Source organism: Streptomyces sp. NPDC085866, assembly GCF_044541035.1.
In the GTDB taxonomy this organism is placed as follows: domain Bacteria; phylum Actinomycetota; class Actinomycetes; order Streptomycetales; family Streptomycetaceae; genus Streptomyces.
The window spans coordinates 95,815-111,928 of record NZ_JBITSQ010000007.1 but is presented as its reverse complement, the minus strand read 5'-3'; the positions used below and the strand labels follow the sequence as shown (position 1 = coordinate 111,928).

Sequence of the window (16,114 nt, the reverse complement as noted above, 5' to 3'; positions counted from 1 at the left end):
TTGACCATTTCTGGGGGGCCCGCCGGGGCATCCGCCGACTGGGCCGATTCCGGATTCACCGGCCTGGCCGCGGAGATCGAGCGGCTCCGGGCCGACTACGCGCGCCGCCATCTGATCGATCTGGCCACGGGCGTTCTCGCCGCCCAGCTCGGGGTCTCCCTCGCAGACGCGGCCGCGCACCTCGACGTACTGGCCCGGGCGACCGGACTGTCGCCCGCGGATCTCGCCGCGGACGTCGTGAACTCGGTCGCGGCGCCGGGCGACCGGCCTGTCGTCCCGAGTCCGGTCCCGCCGCTCCAGGCTCGCCACCAGCGCCGCACCGCCGCGGCCGCCGAGGCGACGGACGGCGTCGGGGACGCGGCCCGGACGCTGCTCGAGGGCGCCCTCGGCCCGCTCGGGGCGGACAGCCTGTGGCTGTGGCGGTCGGCCGGGTCCGGCAGCCTGAGCCTTGCCGGGCACGCCGGGGTCGGGGCCTCGGAGGCCGCGGCCTGGCGCTGGATCCCGCCGGCCTGCCCCGAGCCGTTTCGCACCGCCCTTGATGGCGGCCTTCCCCTGTGGCTGGAGAGCGGTCCGGCCGAAGGCTGCCCGATGCCCGGAGTACGGGCGGATGCCGCCAGGGCCCTGCTGCCCCTGAGGCGTCAGGGGGAGACGGTCGGCCTGGCCCTGGTCGGCTGGCCTGGTCCCACACCGTTCGACGCCTCGCTCCGGCGCGCTGTCACCGACTTGATGGGCATGGCGATAACCATCCTGGACCACCCGGACAGCCCCATGCCGGCCGTGCCTGTGATGGTCGACCTTCTCGACGCTCTCACCCAGCCGGCGGCATTGCTGCAGACGAGCGACGCCACCGGGGCCGTGATGGTCGAACACGTCAACGGGGAGGCCGTCGTCGCCCTCGGGGGAGCGCTCTCGCCAGGCGACAGGCACCTGTCGCGAGTCTTCCCGCTGACCCACCAGTCCCTCGGCCGGCTGGTCCGGCGGGCCCGGCAGAGCCGCCGTCCGCAGAAGGCCGTCCGGCTGCCGGCGATCGCCCGCGCGGAGCCGCACGGGGCGCCCGCACCGCTGCTCGATGTCCGGGTCCTGCCGGCCGGAGACGCTCGGTACGTACTCCTGTGGAACACCGTGACCGACTCCGCCCTCGCGACCGGTCGTGCCGTTTCCCGGCTGCAGAGCGTCGCCACCTTCAGGGACAGCCTGACCAGCGGCGAGACCGTGTGGTCCGAGCAGGCCTACGACATCTTCGGGATGGGACGGGACGACGCCCCGGTGCCCCTACTGGCGCTGCGCGGACGGATCCACCGAGGGGACGACGGCGCCCTCACGGAACTGCTGCGCTCGCTCGTGGACGCCAGGACGGGGGCTCAGTCCGTGCTGCGGATCGTGCGCCCGGACGGATCGGTGCGGCATGTACGGGTGGCGGCGGAGCCGCTGCTCGACGGGAAGACGGTCACCGGTTTCGTCGGGGTGTACCAGGACGAGTCGGTGATCCATCGCACGGAACTCGCGCTCAGCGCGACGTTCGACAGCCTGACCGTGGTCCGCGACCAGGCGGAGCTACGGCACCGACTCGCTCTCCAGCTCCAGCAGGCCATCGTTCCCGAGGCCCCCGCCCCCCAGGAACTGCCCGGGGGCCTGGTGGTCGCCGCTCGATACCGTCCGGCGACGAAGGAGTACCAGGTCGGCGGCGACTGGTACGACGTGGTGCCGCTGCCGGACGGCAAGCTGCTGGTGGCCGTCGGTGACATCGCCGGGCACGGAATCGACTCCGTCACCGGCATGGTCGCGCTGCGCAACGCCCAACGGGCGCTCGCCTTCACCGGCGGGCCGCCCGGGCAGCTGATGGGGTGGCTCAACGAGGTCACGCTGCGCACCGGCGACGGGACCAGCGCGACAGCGGTGTGCGCCCTGTACGACCCGGACGCGCGGGACCTCGTCTGGTCGAGCGCCGGGCACCTCCCCCTCCTGCTGCTCCGGGACGGTCGCGCGCGGCTGTTGGAGACCCCTGAGGACATCCTGCTCGGCGCGGTCCCGTCGTTCCGCTATGCGGAGCGTCACATCGCGCTGCGGCCGGGGGACACGCTGCTGCTGTACACGGACGGCCTGATCGAGCGGCGGCACGACGGGCTGGGCCAGGGGCTCGCCCGCCTCGTCGCCGCGGTGGACGAACTTGCGACCGGCGGGCAGCTGGGGCCGCTGGTCGACGGACTGCTCGGCCTGGCCATGGGGGACACCGACGACGACACATGCATCGTCGCCGTCGGGGTGCAGTGACCGCGAACCGGAGCGGGGACGCGACCCGCCTCGCTGGCGGGCTTGGAAAGCGGGGACCGGCCTGGCCCGGTAGCCGTCACTTCGCCAGTCGCTGATGGATCATGGTGAGCAGCTCCGTCTCGTCGATCGGCTTGGCCAGGTAGCCGTCGGCGCCGGCCGCCAGAGCGCCGGCACGATCGCCGGGCATCGCCTTCGCGGTGACCACGATGATCGGGAGGTTCGCGCGGCCCGGGAGCCTGCGGATCTTCTCGATCGCCTCGTACCCGTCCATCCCGGCCATCATGACGTCCATCAGCACGAGCTCGATGTCGTCGCTTTCGGTCAGCAGTTCTATGGCCCGGCGTCCGCCGTCGGCGGTCACGACGCGCAGCCCATGGGTCTTCAGGACCTCTGTGAGAGCGAAGACGTTGCGCTGGTCGTCGTCCACGACCAGCACGGCCGCACCGGACTCTGCCGCAAGGGCTCCGGGAGCGGAAGGCTCCGGGAGCATGTGCTCCAGCGGCTGAGCGTCCTCACCCGTGGCAGGCGCCGCCGGCGCGGTTGGCTCCGTGCGCACGGGGAGGTACAACGTGAAGCGGCTGCCGCGCCCCGGTGCGCTCTCGACCCCGATGGCGCCGCCGATGAGCGTGGCGACCTCCCGGCTGATGGAGAGACCGAGTCCGGTGCCGCCGTAGCGGCGCGCAGTGGTGCCGTCGCCCTGCTGGAAGGCCTCGAAGATGTGCCGGAGGCGTTCGGGGGCAATGCCGATTCCGGTGTCGGTGACGCGGAAGGCGAGTACCGGTGCGGCACCGCACAGATCGGTGGGCGTCTCGGCGGCGTCGGCAGGTTCGACGCTCAGCGTGACGCTTCCTTCGTCGGTGAACTTCAGTGCATTGGAGAGCAGGTTGCCCAGTACCTGACGCAGCCGCGCCTCGTCGGTGGTGAGGGACTCGGGTACCTCCCGCGCCACCGAGACGGTGAAGTCGAGCCCACGTTCGCTCGCCACGGGACCGAACGCCGCCGTCAGGTGCTCCAGAAGATGCGACACGAGGAAGGGCTCGTGCCGGACGTCCATCTTGCCCGCTTCCACCTTGGACAGATCCAGGATGTCGTTGATCAGCTGGAGCAGATCGGAACCGGCCGAGTGAATGACCTCCGCGTAGTTGACCTGCTTCTTCGTCAGGTTGCCCGCGGGGTTCTGGGCGAGGAGACGGGCCAGGGTGAGCAGGCTGTTCAGCGGTGTCCGCAGTTCATGACTCATGTTGGCCAGGAACTCGGACTTGTACCTTGAGGTACGGGACAACTGCTGGGCGCGTTCCTCCAGTTCCTGCCGGGCCTGCTCGATGACCCGGTTCTTCGACTCGATGTCCTTGTTGCGTTCGGCGAGGAGGGCGGCCTGCTCCTGCAGTTCCGCGTTGGACCGCTGGAGCTCCTGCTGCCGGGCCTGCAACTCCTTCGTCTTGGAACGGAGTTCGTCGGCGAGATTCCTCGACTGGGCGAGCAGCGCGTCGGTGCGCAGATTGGCCACCAGCGAGCTGAGCACGGCTCCGGCGCTCACGACGAACCGGTCGAGGAAGTCGCGGTGCAGGGCGGTGAAGCTGTGGAGGGCGGCGAGCTCGACGGCGCCGAGCACCAGGTCCTCGACCACGATGGGCAGCACGACGAGTGCCGTGGGCTCCGCCGACCCGACGGCGGAGGAGATGGTGGCGTACCCCGGCGGCACCGTGTCGACGAGGAGGGCCCGTCTGTCGCGGGCGGCCTGGCCCACGAGGCCCTGGCCGAAGCGGAACCGGCGTGGCGTGCCCGACTCGGGCGGCTCGGCGAGCCCGTACCCGGCCGCCATGACCAGCTCGGGGCCGTGCTCGCCCTCTTCGACGACGAAGAAGGCGCCGTACTGGGCCGAGACCAGCGGCGGTACTTCCGTCATGATCAGCTGGGCTATCTCGGGCACGCTGCGGGTGCCCTGGAGCAGCCCGGTGATCCGGGCCAGATTCGTCTGCAGCCAGTCCTGCTCCTGGTTGGCCCGGGTCGTCGCGCGCAGCGACTCGACCATGGCGTTGATGTTGTCGCGCAGTTCGCCCACCTCACCGGGGGCGTCGACGGTGATGGATCGGGTGAGATCCCCCTCGGCCACGGCACTCGTGACTTCCGCGATGGCCCGGACCTGCCGGGTCAGGTTGCCGGCGAGTTCGTTGACGTTGTCGGTGAGGTCCTTCCAGGTCCCGGACACCCCGTGGACCGTGGCCTGGCCGCCGAGCTTCCCCTCCGTTCCCACTTCGCGTGCCACGCGCGTCACCTCGGCGGCGAACGACGACAGCCGGTCCACCATGGTGTTGATCGTGGTCTTGAGTTCGAGGATCTCGCCGCGTGCGGCGACGTCGATGCGGCTGGTCAGGTCGCCCTGTGCGACGGAGGTGGTGACCTGGGCGATGTTACGAACCTGGTTGGTCAGGTTGTCGGCCATGAAGTTGACGTTGTCGGTGAGGTCCTTCCAGGTCCCGGACACCCCGCGGACCCTGGCCTGACCGCCCAGCTTGCCGTCCGTACCGACCTCACGCGCCACGCGGGTGACTTCCTCCGCGAACGACGACAGCCGGTCGACCATGGTGTTGATCGTCTCCTTGAGCTCCAGGATCTCGCCGCGTGCGTCCACCCGGATCTTCTGCGTGAGATCGCCGCGGGCGACGGCGGTCGCCACATGGGCGATGGAACGCACCTGCAGAGTGAGGTTGTCCGCCATCGCGTTGACGCCGGTGGTGAGCTCATGCCAGGCCCCGCTCGTCCGCGGTTCGTGCACGCGGCTGCCGAGCACCCCCTCGTCCCCCACTTGTCCGGCGACCCGAGTGACCTCGGAAGTGAGCAGGGAGAGCCGGTCGACCATGTCGTTGTAGACCATGGCGATGTCGCCGAGGGTTCCGGCGGCATCCTCGGGGAGCTGGACGGAGAGATCTCCGTCCCGTACCGCGGTGAGCCCGGCGAGCAGTCGAAGCAGGCCGTCGTCATCCGAGCCGACGGCGGCCGGGGCCGCGCCGAGGCGTGCTGCTCTGCGCTTCGCCATGGAGCACCTCGTACGAGCGCGCGACACGTGGGCAAACAGGCCTGACTCCGGGGTGGCCACGCACCGTGTTTCCACTCTAGGACCGGTCCGGCGCTCCAGCTTCCGGGACGATGTCCACCTCGAACCAGACCGTCTTGCCGCCGTGAGAGCCGGGTACGCACCCCCAGCGCGCCGCGAGCCGCTGGACGAGATACAGCCCGTGCCCCGAGGTGCGAGAGGCGCTGTGCCGGCCGCGCGGACGAGGAGCCGCCGGGCTGGTGTCGCTGATCTGCACCCACAGTGCCCGATCGGTTGCGGTGAGGTGCAGCGCGGACGGACCGCCCCCGTGCGTGCAGGCGTTCGTGGCCACCTCCGACACCAGCAGCACGGCGTCGTCGGCGGCTTTCCGGCCGGGTCGGCCGGCGGATCCGAACCACTTGAGCAGCGCCCGCTGCGTGAGGGCACGGCATTGGGCGACCACTCCAGGTTCCGCCGGGAGTTCGTAGCGCAACGAGCGGTCGCCGGTCGGCTGCTCCGTGGTCCTGGCCACGCGCTGCGCCTTTCCGGCACATGCCGCATCAAACCACCTGATAGGGGAAGAATGAGTACAGGACGCTCGAACGACGGACCCCGCCGCGTTCACCGAGGCGCAGGCCCACCGCCACCGTCGAAGGAACCTCATGTCCACCGTCCAGACTTCCGCAACCTCTGCCCACGACACGGGCGCCGTCATGCGCCGCGAGGCCCTTGCCGGACTGCCCGAGATCACGCGGCCGACCCTGGTCTCGACGGATGACGCGCAGTCGCTCTCCGTGGCCCTCTTCCTCCGCCTGAGTGAACTCGAGGAGGGCACCCCCGAGTACTCCTATGTGCGCAACACCCTGGTCGAACTGAATCTCAGTCTCGTCAAGTTCGCCGCCCGGCGGTTCAGAGACCATGCCGACTCGGCGGAGGACATCGTCCAGGTCGGGACGATCGGTCTGATCAAGGCGATCAACCGGTTCGACGTCGACCGCGACGTCGAGTTCTCGGCGTTCGCCCTGCCGACGATCGTCGGCGAGATGAAGCGGTTCTTCCGTGATACGACCTGGGCCGTGCGGGTTCCCCGACGGCTCCAGGAACTGCGGATCGAGATGGCGAAGTCCGCCGACCGTCTGGAGCAGCGCCTCGGGCACCGACCCAGCCGCGGCGAACTCGCCGCTCAACTGCATGTCACCGAGGAGTGTGTGGCCGAGGGCGAACGCGCTGCCAACGGGTATGCCGCCCGGTCCCTGGACGCGCCGGTCGAGGACGACGACGCCGAGGCGCTGCGTCTCGTGACGCGCCATCTGGCCACATCGGAGCCGTCGTACGAACTCGTCGAGAACCTCGAGTCGCTGAAGCCGCTGATCGCGCGACTGGACGAACGGGATCGCCTCGTGCTGTCGTTGCGCTTCGGCGAGGAGCTCACCCAGGCGGAGATCGGTGAGCGTCTCGGACTGTCGCAGATGCACATCTCGCGTCTGCTCAAGCGGATCCTCGGTGAACTCAGAGCGGGCTTGGTCGACGACGAGCCGACCGCGCCCGAAGAGACTTCCGCTCGGGCCGGCGGGTGACCTCCACCCATACGACCTTGCCGCGAGCGTGATCCGGCTTCGCCTCGGATCCCCACGTGCGGGCCAGCCGGTCGAAGATCATCAGGCCGTGTCCACCGGGAAGCGCGGGCGAACGCGGAGTCTGAGCATGCGGATGCTCGGCGCTCGCGTCGGACACCTCGATGCGCAGCCGTTCGCCGGCGTACCGGAGGACCAGTTCCTCCGGGCCTCCGGCGTGCAGACACGCGTTGGTGACCACCTCCGACACCAGCAGCAGAACATCCTCGACCTGTTCGCGTGCCTCCGGAGTGGCGGCCGGCAGCCAGCCCCAGTCGGTCAACGCCGCCGCGGTGAAGTCACGGCAGCGGGTCACCGCCCCGCTTGTGCCGCGCAGGACGAGTCGTCTGACCTGCTCGTGGTCGGCGCCTGTCGTCGTCATGATCCCTCCGTCGGCTCCGACCGCCGCGCGTCACGTGCCCGCCTCGCCGTCCGTGAGTGCCGTCTCGACGTCCTGGAACACCCGGAAGATGTTGTGAGCGCCGGTGATCTCGAACATGCGGTCCACCGGCGGGTGCAGCCCGGCGAGATCCAGGCGTCCTCCGTGGTTCAGCATGCGCAGTCGGGCCTTGAGCAGGACGTTCAGCCCGGTCGAGTCGCAGAACCGCAGTCCCGAGCAGTCGGCGATGATCCGCCGTGCTCCGATTCCCTCTTCCAAGGCCTCCTTCAGGGGCCCTGCCGAGTCGTGGTCCACCTCTCCGGTCATGACCAGTACAACCGTGTCCGTCCGGGCCTCGGGCCGCACCTCCACGACGAGCCGATCGCGCCGGCCTGAGCCCGTCGCGTGATGGTTCGTTGCCCGCTCTTCAGCGTCCACGCCCACGCACGCCTCCTCCCTGCACCCGGGAACGGGCAGGATGCCCTGTAAGGGGCATATGCCCACATTGTTACTCGATATCCACCTCGCCGTGCGTCCATCAGCCGCGCAGCAGCGGCAGGACCCCGGTGCGGTAGTAGTCGAGGAAGGGGCCAGGTTGTGCCCGGTGACTTCGGTGTTCGCCGATGCGTGAGCGCGAGGTGTGCACGCGTGGTGAGGCGCACGGTCTGGGGTACCCGGGAGGCGTGCGCGCGGTGACGGTGCCCCGGCCAACGAGGCGACTTCCGCGACCGCCGTGACACCGACGCCGGGGCGCCACGACGGCGCCGGATCCGGGGAACGAGACGGAAGGCGGCCGCGCTGTGCCGGGGCTGCCCGCTGCACCGGGAGGCGACCCAGACCGTGTTCGGTGAAGGCGACACGGACGCATACGTCCTGCTCCTCGGCGAGCAACCCCGGGGACCAGGAGGGCCGGCAGGGCGGTCCGTTCGTCGGCCCCGCGAGCACTTCAAGTTCACGGTCTGCGAAGGCCGTAGACGTCGTATCCACAAGGCGGGCTGGTGGCGACCATTCACCCAACCGCAGTCCTCCGCGTCGACGACCACACGGACGTGTACGACGACCCCGTCGCCGACCTGCGACTGGTCGCGGACGTCCGCGCGGACGGCGACGGGCGAGCCCGGGGAGAGGTGAGAGTCAATGACCTTCCCGCATCCCGCTGACCGGGGCGGCGACCGGCGCCGGTGGTTCGAACGGTTCGCGGAGGGCGCGTCGTTGTTCACCAGCTCCCCTCTGTTCTTCCTGCTGTGCCTGGCGCTGGTCGCATGGATGGTGATCGTCCATGCCGTCGGGATGGGCACGGAGTGGCAGGTGCTCGTCGGGGACTCCATGACGGCCGTGACGCTGCTCCTGCTCGCCCTGCTGAAGAACTCGGAGCTACGGGCCGAGCGCGCCATCCAGCGCAAGCTGGACGCCATCGCCGCGGCCCTGCTCGAAGTGCAGGAGGGCGCGCCGGGCAAGGCGCACGAGGACCTCAGGGCTGCCATCCGTATGGAAGAGGAGATCTGACGAGAGGATCCGCAGAACGGCCGCGTGGGGAAGCGGTGGGAGCGCCAGTGCCCGCTCCGGGAGGCAGGCATGCCGGAGCGTCCCGACGTCGAGGGCTTCGGCGTACTGATCCTCTCACCGAGTCCCTCACGCCAGGGTGCGCTGGACGCACTCGGTGACGACACCCTGAAGGCTGCCTGTGCGCTCCATGAGCACCCGCTGTTCGCGGGCGCCGTTCCCCCGGCTCAGCAGCTCGGTGACGGCCCTTTCGACGCGGGCCGCGTCGCCGCTCTCGATCAGCGCATCCCCGGTGTGTTCCAGCAACGAGCGCACCACGTCCGCGGCGGGTCGGGGCCGCATGGTCGTGGGGTCGAGGAGATCCTGCCCCAGGCCCGACCGGGCGGCCTGCCAGGCGGCCAGCCGCAGCAGGCTGACGCTGTGGTCGAGCGGTGCCCTGCCCGCCCGCCAGTCGCGCGCGGCGGTCTCCACCAAGGCCCGGACCAGCGTGGCGACGAGCACGGCGGTGTCCGCGCACAGGCACACGTCCGCCACCCGGATCTCCACCGTCGGAAAGTGCGCGCACAGACGGGCGTCGAAGTACGCCATCGCCTCGTCCAGGATGACTCCGGTGGCCACCATGTCCGCCACCAGCCGGTGGTACCGCTCTGCGGACCCGAACAGCTCGGCCGGCCCGGCCGACGGCCAGCGCCCCCAGACCCGGCTGCGGTAGCTGTCGTAGCCGGTGTCGAGACCCTGCCAGTACGGAGAGTTGGCGCTGATCGCACAGAGCACGGGCAGCCAGGGCCGGATCCGGTCGAGAACGGCGACGCCCTCCTCGTCGGACTCCACCGACACATGCACATGACAGCCGCAGGCCAGTTGGCCCCGGCTGGCGATCCCGTACCGCTCGGCCATCCACTGGTAGCGCTCGTTCACAGTGATCGACGGGCTGACCGGCAACGGGGAGGTGGCGAGTGCGGCGACCGCGCATCCGATCTCGCCGGCGTGCCGTGCCGCCTCCTTGCGGCAGCGCACGATCTCGGCGCCGAGGTCCACCATCTCCGACTGCGGCTGCGTGGCGAACTCCAGCATCTGCCCGAACAGCTCCTTCTCGAAGACGTCCTGTCCGGGATCGTCCTCGGCGGCACGGGCAACTACGGCGGCCGACACCGCCCTCGGCTCCCCGCTGTCGGGGTCGACCAGGAGGAGTTCCTCCTCCACTCCCACGGTACGCACCTGATACCGCCCTCCTGCTGCTCAGGCCATCGTGAGCTTGCCGTGCCATGGGACCGCGGCTCGGCCGCCGACTGGCGGGGGGATGAGGACTTCGATGCCCTGGTCGGGACGGAGCCCGCCGACGGTCATGACCACGCCGATCGCCTGGTCGATCACAGCGTGTGACACGACGGCTTCTTGCAGCTGGTGGATCTCCCAACGCAAACAGCTGATCTTGATGTGGAGATCTTCGCAGGTCAGGTGGGCGCCCACTGCGGTGCGCTCCGTGTGGTCCTGGTGTGAGCAACCCATCGTAATCACGTCCCAGAACTGGTTCTCCGCCCTGGACTGTCGCCGCCGACGTCGATGGCGAGGAGGACAACCTCGCGAGTACCCACAGTACGCGCGTACGTGCATCAGGGGCCCGATGCGGAGGGCGTCGTCGGCCCGTGTTCGCGCCGCGCTTCTCCCGGCGGTCGGGGTTGTCGTCGGCCGCCCGTCACGCCCCCTTACGCACCACCCGAGTCACCTCGCGCCCGATCTCCGGTGTGACGCGGCCGTCCGGGGCGGGGATGCCGAGCGAGGTGGCGAGGCTCGCTCCATGGAGGTCGACGGCCGACTCCATCAGCTGAGACAGGTTGTCGACGGCCGACCGGCCCCGGACGACGGCCGTGAGGAGCGTTCCCAGTCCTGCAAGACCGAGGGGCCACCAGACGGCTCCGGCGAGGGTGTAGAGAACTCCCCAACCAGCGACCGTGGCCGACCTGTTGAACGCATCCCTGCGCTCGTCCAGTACCGCCCGGGCTTCCTCGGGCAGCACCAACCACAGCCGTGGCCAGCCGTGTTCGAGGTCGAGACCGTACTCGATCCGGACGCGGGTGCTCAGCGCCGCGATGCTGTCACCCATGTGAGTCGGCCTCGTCGGAGGGGCCAGCGCGATGCGATTGCGTCGGTACGCCAACTGGGCCAGGACCTCGTCCGACTGACCCTGGCGGTAAGCCTGTTCATAGCGCTCCTGGGCGCGACCCCAGCGGCGACGGCGTCGACCGGTCAGTGCCTCGCCCGTACGTCCGGGCCACTGGCCGAGCCACAGCCAGTGAACGGCCCTCCCAGCGCCCTGCGCCAGCAGCCCCGCCCAGGCCGACAGCAGTACGGCGCCCAGAGCGGCGGCGGCGAGTTGGCCACCCGAGGCCCTGCCCTGCTGGACTGCCGTCACGAAGTGTTCGTCGCCGGGCCACGACCCGGAATGCATCCGTCGGCCCACCGCAACGCAGGAGACGAAGAGAGCGCCTGGCACGACGAGGAGGGAGACCCACTTGCCGGCCAGTTGCTTGGCGAGCTCGTTGAGGAAGGAGTTCACCGAGCGCGCCGCTCCGGCGTCGCCCGCGCCAACGGCTCCTCGAACAGGTGGCATTCGGGCGTCGCCACACCCGGCGCCCGTACCCAGTCCCGGTCGCACCGCCCTGCGGGACAGACGAACAGTCCGTCGACCGGCACCCCGGGAGCCACCCCGGGCACCCCGACGACCGACCTGGCGCCGACGGCCGGGATCCCGAACTCCCGTCCCAGCTCGTCGAGTTGTGCCAACACGTCGGTATCCGTCCGCATACGGTGCACCAGCTCCGTGACTTCGTCCGCGCGGCCCTGCGCCGCGGCGAGACGGCGCAGGAGAGGGAGGGCCTCACACCATGCCGCGACATCCCCCCGAGGTTCCATGCTGCCCCTTGTCGCTTCTGGAGAAGACGCGTCAGCGTCGCTGCATGATGGTACGGGCGCCACACGCCGAACAGCCACCGCGGGGGAGCGATGGAGCAGATGAGAAACTCACCACTCACCACTCTGCAGTCACGGCTCGGACGTTTCGCGTCCACCGCCGATCCGACGGAGGTGCTCGGACCCGAGGCCGACACGGCGGCCGGACTCCTCGCCGAGTCCTTGGGCACGTCCTGGAGCGACGAGGCCGCCCACGCCCTGGGCTGGTACCACTGGTTCCGCTGCCTGGCCCAACAGACCTACGACGGAACGGACTTCCACCACGCCCTGGAGCTCTTTCGGCCCCTGTGGGCGCGGATGCCGGATGCGGTGCCGGACGCGATCGGCGCGGTACTGGCGCGGGAGTCCGCCGCACCGCGACGGATCGAAGAAGCCCTGCAGCTCGGCAGCGAGGCAGCCGACCGCGCCGCCGCCCACCGAACCACCGGCGATCCGGCGCAGTTGAGCGAGGCGATCGGTCTGCTCCGACGCGCCATCGGCATGCTGCGGGAGATCGACGCTCTGCCGGAGATGCTGCAGATCAACCTGGTGGAAATCCTTCTGCAGCGGTACGCGAGAGACGGTGATCCCGGCTCTCTGGAGGAGGCCGTCGGCTGGGCCTCGCGCACGATCGACTCCCTCGCGTCGGTCCCCGACGAACAGGCCGTACCGCTGCTCGGCCCGTTGGGGGGAAACCTGCTCAACGCCTACCGCCACGGCGCGGCCGGCCCCACGGGCTGCGATCCGCGGCTGCTCTCCATGGCCGCGGTGGCATGGGACCGTGTCCAGGAGAAGGCCACGGACCAGGAGACACGGGTACAGGTGCGGCTCCGACTGGCCGCGGCTCTCATCGGGGGCCACCTGCGCACCCCGTCCGCCGAGTGGCTCCAACAGGCCGCCGCCTACATCGAGCGCGTGTCCGAGGAACACGATCCGGCCGACCCCCGCTCGCGTCGCGTCCTCGACATCCTCACCACCGTCGTACCGCTGCATCTCGCCCAGGGCGAGCCCGCCCTGCTCCGTGTACGAGCCCTCGTGCTGCGCAGGCTCATCGCGCACCCGGGAGTGAGCGACGGTCAGCGTCGCGCATACCAGGCGGACCTCGGCATGTGTCTACGGATGACGCACGCTGCCACGGGCGAGGTCGCCGCGCTGGACGAGGCGGTGGAGGTTCTGGAGGCTGCGCTCTCCCGTTCGGACGGGTCGGGGCCGGACGCCGTGGGCCGGATGGTCGGTCTCGCCAACGCCCTCAAGACGCGTGCGCACGAAGGGCGGAGAGAGGACATCGGTGCCGGAGCCGGTGAAGGTGCGCGACACGACATCGCGGCGGCCGAACTGTGGGCGCGCCGTGCCCATCAGGCGGCCCCGGAGGAAGCCGGAACGCTGTCCTGTCTCGGCAATGTGCTGCGGGTGAAGGCGCTCCTGCTGCGCGACGTGGAGGCCATGCGAGAGTCGGCGCGCCTGAACCATGCGGCCGCACGAGCGTTGGATCCGGCCGATCCGGCCTACGTGGCGCAGCTGATGAACGCCGGGCTGTCCCACCAGGAGTCGGCCACAGCCACCGGCGACCTCTCCGACGCCGACAACGCGGTGACCGTGCTGCGGACGGCGGCGGAGCACGTCGATGCTCGACACCATCAACACGTCGCCGTGCGCGTCGAGCTGGGCCGCTCGCTGACTCTGCGGGGCGAACTGGGCAAGGACCGGCAGGCCGTGACGCAGGGCAGACGTCTCCTCGCATCGGTCGTCGCCGAACTCCCCGCCGACCACCCCGAGGTGCGCGGCGCGAAGTCCGACCTCATCGACTCCTACCGTGTGGAATTCCAACTCACCCGGGAGGAAGCGGCGCTGGACGAGTCCCTCAGGCTGGCCCGAAGCCACCTGGAAGACCCCACGCTGGACGAGGACGAGCGCGGTCTGCTCCTCGGCAGATGTGCGGGTGCCCTCTCCGCCGCCTACGCCAGCACGCAGGACAGAAGGCTCCTCGACGAGCTCGTTCCCGTATGCCGCGCCGCCGTACGCTTCGCCCGGGAAGGCTCCTTCCGCCGGGCCCAGTCCCTGCTGGAGTTGGGCGTCTGCCTGGTCTCCCTCTACGAGGTCTCACGGGACAGCTCGGCGCTGCTTGAGGCCATCGACGTACTCGAAGAGGCGGCATCGGGCCCCGAAGCCTGGCGTACGACGCCGGAGGCCATGGCGAGACTGGCGGAAGCCAGGCTGCACCACACCCGGCAGTCCGCCCCCTTCATGGACATGGCCCGCAGGGCCCGAGAGAGCAGTCCCCGCATCTTCACGGACCTCTTCGCCCAACCCCTCGCCGCGTACGAGCACGAACTCGACGCGATCGTCGACCTCTGCCGGAAGTCCCTGGCACTGCGCGTCCCGGGCGGTCCGGCGCGCTCCGTCGCGCTGTCCTACCTGGCCGTGGTGCTACTGGGCCGCGCGCGGGACCGTGCGTCGGCGCAGGACGCCCGGGAAGCCGTCGAACTGCTGCGTGAGGCGATCCGGACAGGTCCTGCCGACCACCCGGACCGGCCGCTCTGGGGCACCAACCTGGCCAACGCTCTGCTCGACGTCCACCGGTACGACGCGGACGCGGCGCTGCTGGACGAGGCCGAAGCCGCGACGCGCGAAGCCATGGCCGTCACGAGCCCGGACGACGTACGGCATGTGCGAGCACGGCTGGTGTTGTCCCACGTCCTGGCGCGACGCGACGGCGGGACAGGACACTCTGCCGCGGACGTGCTCGAACTGAGGCGCCAGGTCTACCGAACTCCCCACTTCTCCCTTCCAGATCGCATCGATGCCGCCAGGGCGGCTGGTGGCCTGGCCGCGAGTGTCGGCGACTGGCAAGGCGCGGCCGCACACTACGAATCCGCGGTGGACCTCCTGCCGCTTCTGGTCGGGCACCGGCTCGCACGGTCCGACCGCGAGCTGCTGCTCGCCGACGAGTTCCTCCTCGCCTCCCAGGCCGCGGCCTGCGCCCTGCAGCTGGGCGATCCCGAGAGGGCACTCGACCTGCTCGAACGCGGACGGGGCATCCTGCTCGGACAGCTCACCGAGACACGTCGCGACCTGACGGACCTCCGAAGCCAAGCACCGCAACTGGCCGATGAGTTCAGCCGGCTCAGCCAGGCCATGACCTCCCTCGGCGCGAGCACCGACGAGGCCTCGACCCACCACCCCGGTCCCACCAGGGACGAGCACCGGCTGACGGTCCGCTCCTGGGAACGCGTACGCGACAACATCCGTGCTCTGCCCGGATTCGAGAGCTTTCTGCGGCCGGGAGTACCTGACCTCGGCGCACTGACCGCGGCCGGCCCGGTGGTGGTCGTCAACCTCGCGACCCTGCGCAGCGACGCCATCGTCCTCGCCGAGGGCACGGCGAACAGTGTGCCGTTGCCCCGGGCCGACCTGAGGTCCGCGTCGGACCGTTTCATGGCCTTCAGCTCGGCGGTCCGCGCCCTGCACGACCCGCACGAGCCCGCTGAGCGCCGCTGGGAGGCAGGCACCGTCGTCCTCGACACACTCGCCTGGCTGTGGGAGGCGATCGCCGAACCAGTCGTCCGGCACCTGGGTCTCGAACGCGGCGTCGACCACCTGCCACAGCTGTGGTGGTGCCCGACCGGCATCCTGAGCTTCCTGCCCCTGCACGCGGCCGGGAGGTACACCGGCGATGCCCCGGAGGGAATCGCCGACCACGTCATGTCGTCGTACACGACAACTCTCAACGCACTGCGCCCGAAGACCGCCGAACACGACAGACCCAGCCGCTCCCGCGTCGGCCGCGATCCGCGCCTGCTGGTGGTCGCCACCCCGGACGCGCCCGGAGCGGCACCCTTGCGGCACGCCGCCGCGGACGCGCAGGCACTGGCCGAGCTGTTTCCCCGGACCACAGTCCTGACCGGCGGCGCCGCTACGAAGCAGGCCGTGCTCCGCGAGCTCACGCAGCACTCCTGGGCCCACTTCGCCTGCCACACGCAGGCGGACATTCTCGGCAGGACCGCCAACAAGCTCGTGCTGCAGGACGGTTCACTGTCGCTGCCGGACATCACGGCGCTCTCCCTCGACGCCGAGCTGGTCTTCCTCGCCTCGTGCGGATCCGCTGCCGGCTCCTACCACCTCGCCGACGAAGCCCAGCATGTGGCCTCATCGTTCCAGCTGGCGGGCTTCACCCATGTGATCGCCACCCTGTGGGAGGTCGCCGACGGCGACGCCACCGAGTTCACCACGACCTTGTACGGCCTCCTGACGGAGGGAGTACCACCGGCCGAGGCGATACACCGAGTGACCCGCGACCTGCGCGAGCGCTATCCACGCAGCCCATGGCTGTGGGCCCCTTATGTGCACATGGGGCCCTGACCGGGC

General features: G+C 70.4%; 12 protein-coding genes and 1 pseudogene. 5 read left to right on the top strand and 8 right to left on the bottom strand.

What is annotated here, in order from left to right:
* On the top strand, window positions 1–2,271 hold the full coding sequence (locus ACIF83_RS19000; protein WP_399728189.1) for a SpoIIE family protein phosphatase: 2,271 nt from the start codon (window positions 1–3) through the stop codon (window positions 2,269–2,271).
* Window positions 2,272–2,347: 76 nt separating this feature from the next.
* On the opposite strand, the gene ACIF83_RS18995 is transcribed toward ACIF83_RS19000, so the two are convergent.
* Both ACIF83_RS18995 and ACIF83_RS18990 read right to left on the bottom strand, forming a co-directional pair.
* Window positions 2,348–5,308 carry a HAMP domain-containing protein gene (locus tag ACIF83_RS18995; protein WP_399728186.1) on the bottom strand — a complete coding sequence of 987 codons (2,961 nt, stop codon included), beginning with the start codon at window positions 5,306–5,308 and terminating at the stop codon, window positions 2,348–2,350.
* A 76-nt stretch (window positions 5,309–5,384) separates the two neighbouring features.
* Complete coding sequence (locus ACIF83_RS18990) at window positions 5,385–5,837, bottom strand: ATP-binding protein (RefSeq protein WP_398140689.1); 453 nt, start codon at window positions 5,835–5,837, stop codon at window positions 5,385–5,387.
* 130 nt (window positions 5,838–5,967) lie between these two features.
* Between ACIF83_RS18990 and ACIF83_RS18985 the strand changes: the two genes are divergently transcribed.
* Window positions 5,968–6,882: a SigB/SigF/SigG family RNA polymerase sigma factor gene (locus tag ACIF83_RS18985; RefSeq protein WP_398140688.1), complete on the top strand. Its 915-nt coding sequence runs from the start codon at window positions 5,968–5,970 to the stop codon at window positions 6,880–6,882.
* On the opposite strand, the gene ACIF83_RS18980 is transcribed toward ACIF83_RS18985, so the two are convergent.
* Window positions 6,815–7,300 (bottom strand): ATP-binding protein, encoded by a 486-nt coding sequence (locus tag ACIF83_RS18980; RefSeq protein WP_398140687.1) that lies wholly within the window; start codon window positions 7,298–7,300, stop codon window positions 6,815–6,817. The genes ACIF83_RS18985 and ACIF83_RS18980 overlap by 68 nt on opposite strands.
* Window positions 7,301–7,330: 30 nt before the next feature.
* Window positions 7,331–7,663 (bottom strand): STAS domain-containing protein, encoded by a 333-nt coding sequence (locus ACIF83_RS18975; protein ID WP_399728803.1) that lies wholly within the window; start codon window positions 7,661–7,663, stop codon window positions 7,331–7,333.
* Between the two features lie 402 nt (window positions 7,664–8,065).
* On the opposite strand from ACIF83_RS18975, the pseudogene ACIF83_RS18970 reads away from it, so the two are divergent.
* Window positions 8,066–8,311, top strand: a pseudogene (locus ACIF83_RS18970) (uracil-DNA glycosylase family protein); the annotation flags it as partial.
* A 123-nt stretch (window positions 8,312–8,434) separates the two neighbouring features.
* Window positions 8,435–8,803 carry a low affinity iron permease family protein gene (locus ACIF83_RS18965; protein ID WP_393479360.1) on the top strand — a complete coding sequence of 123 codons (369 nt, stop codon included), beginning with the start codon at window positions 8,435–8,437 and terminating at the stop codon, window positions 8,801–8,803.
* 126 nt (window positions 8,804–8,929) lie between these two features.
* On the opposite strand, the gene ACIF83_RS18960 is transcribed toward ACIF83_RS18965, so the two are convergent.
* From ACIF83_RS18960 to ACIF83_RS18945, 4 genes are all read right to left on the bottom strand, one after another.
* Entirely contained in the window at window positions 8,930–10,018 is a 1,089-nt protein-coding gene (locus ACIF83_RS18960) for a glutamate--cysteine ligase (protein ID WP_398140686.1), read from the bottom strand.
* A gap of 21 nt (window positions 10,019–10,039) precedes the next feature.
* A complete protein-coding gene (locus ACIF83_RS18955) occupies window positions 10,040–10,186 on the bottom strand; it encodes a hypothetical protein (protein WP_398140685.1) in 147 nt (48 codons plus the stop codon).
* 310 nt (window positions 10,187–10,496) lie between these two features.
* Window positions 10,497–11,357 carry a hypothetical protein gene (locus ACIF83_RS18950; RefSeq protein ID WP_399728179.1) on the bottom strand — a complete coding sequence of 287 codons (861 nt, stop codon included), beginning with the start codon at window positions 11,355–11,357 and terminating at the stop codon, window positions 10,497–10,499.
* Window positions 11,354–11,713 (bottom strand): hypothetical protein, encoded by a 360-nt coding sequence (locus ACIF83_RS18945; protein WP_393479368.1) that lies wholly within the window; start codon window positions 11,711–11,713, stop codon window positions 11,354–11,356. Before ACIF83_RS18945 ends, ACIF83_RS18950 begins: the two co-directional genes overlap by 4 nt.
* 99 nt (window positions 11,714–11,812) lie before the next feature.
* Between ACIF83_RS18945 and ACIF83_RS18940 the strand changes: the two genes are divergently transcribed.
* Complete coding sequence (locus ACIF83_RS18940) at window positions 11,813–16,108, top strand: CHAT domain-containing protein (RefSeq protein WP_399728176.1); 4,296 nt, start codon at window positions 11,813–11,815, stop codon at window positions 16,106–16,108.
* Window positions 16,109–16,114: the final 6 nt, after the last annotated feature.

What these genes read in the sequence shown, in the direction of transcription:
- ACIF83_RS18995 (WP_399728186.1), bottom strand. Translation starts at nt 5,308, where the DNA reads ATGGCGAAGCGCAGAGCAGCACGCCTCGGCGCGGCCCCGGCCGCCGTC.
- ACIF83_RS18985 (WP_398140688.1), top strand. Translation starts at nt 5,968, where the DNA reads ATGTCCACCGTCCAGACTTCCGCAACCTCTGCCCACGACACGGGCGCC.
- ACIF83_RS18980 (WP_398140687.1), bottom strand. Translation starts at nt 7,300, where the DNA reads ATGACGACGACAGGCGCCGACCACGAGCAGGTCAGACGACTCGTCCTG.
- ACIF83_RS18965 (WP_393479360.1), top strand. Translation starts at nt 8,435, where the DNA reads ATGACCTTCCCGCATCCCGCTGACCGGGGCGGCGACCGGCGCCGGTGG.
- ACIF83_RS18945 (WP_393479368.1), bottom strand. Translation starts at nt 11,713, where the DNA reads ATGGAACCTCGGGGGGATGTCGCGGCATGGTGTGAGGCCCTCCCTCTC.
- ACIF83_RS18940 (WP_399728176.1), top strand. Translation starts at nt 11,813, where the DNA reads ATGAGAAACTCACCACTCACCACTCTGCAGTCACGGCTCGGACGTTTC.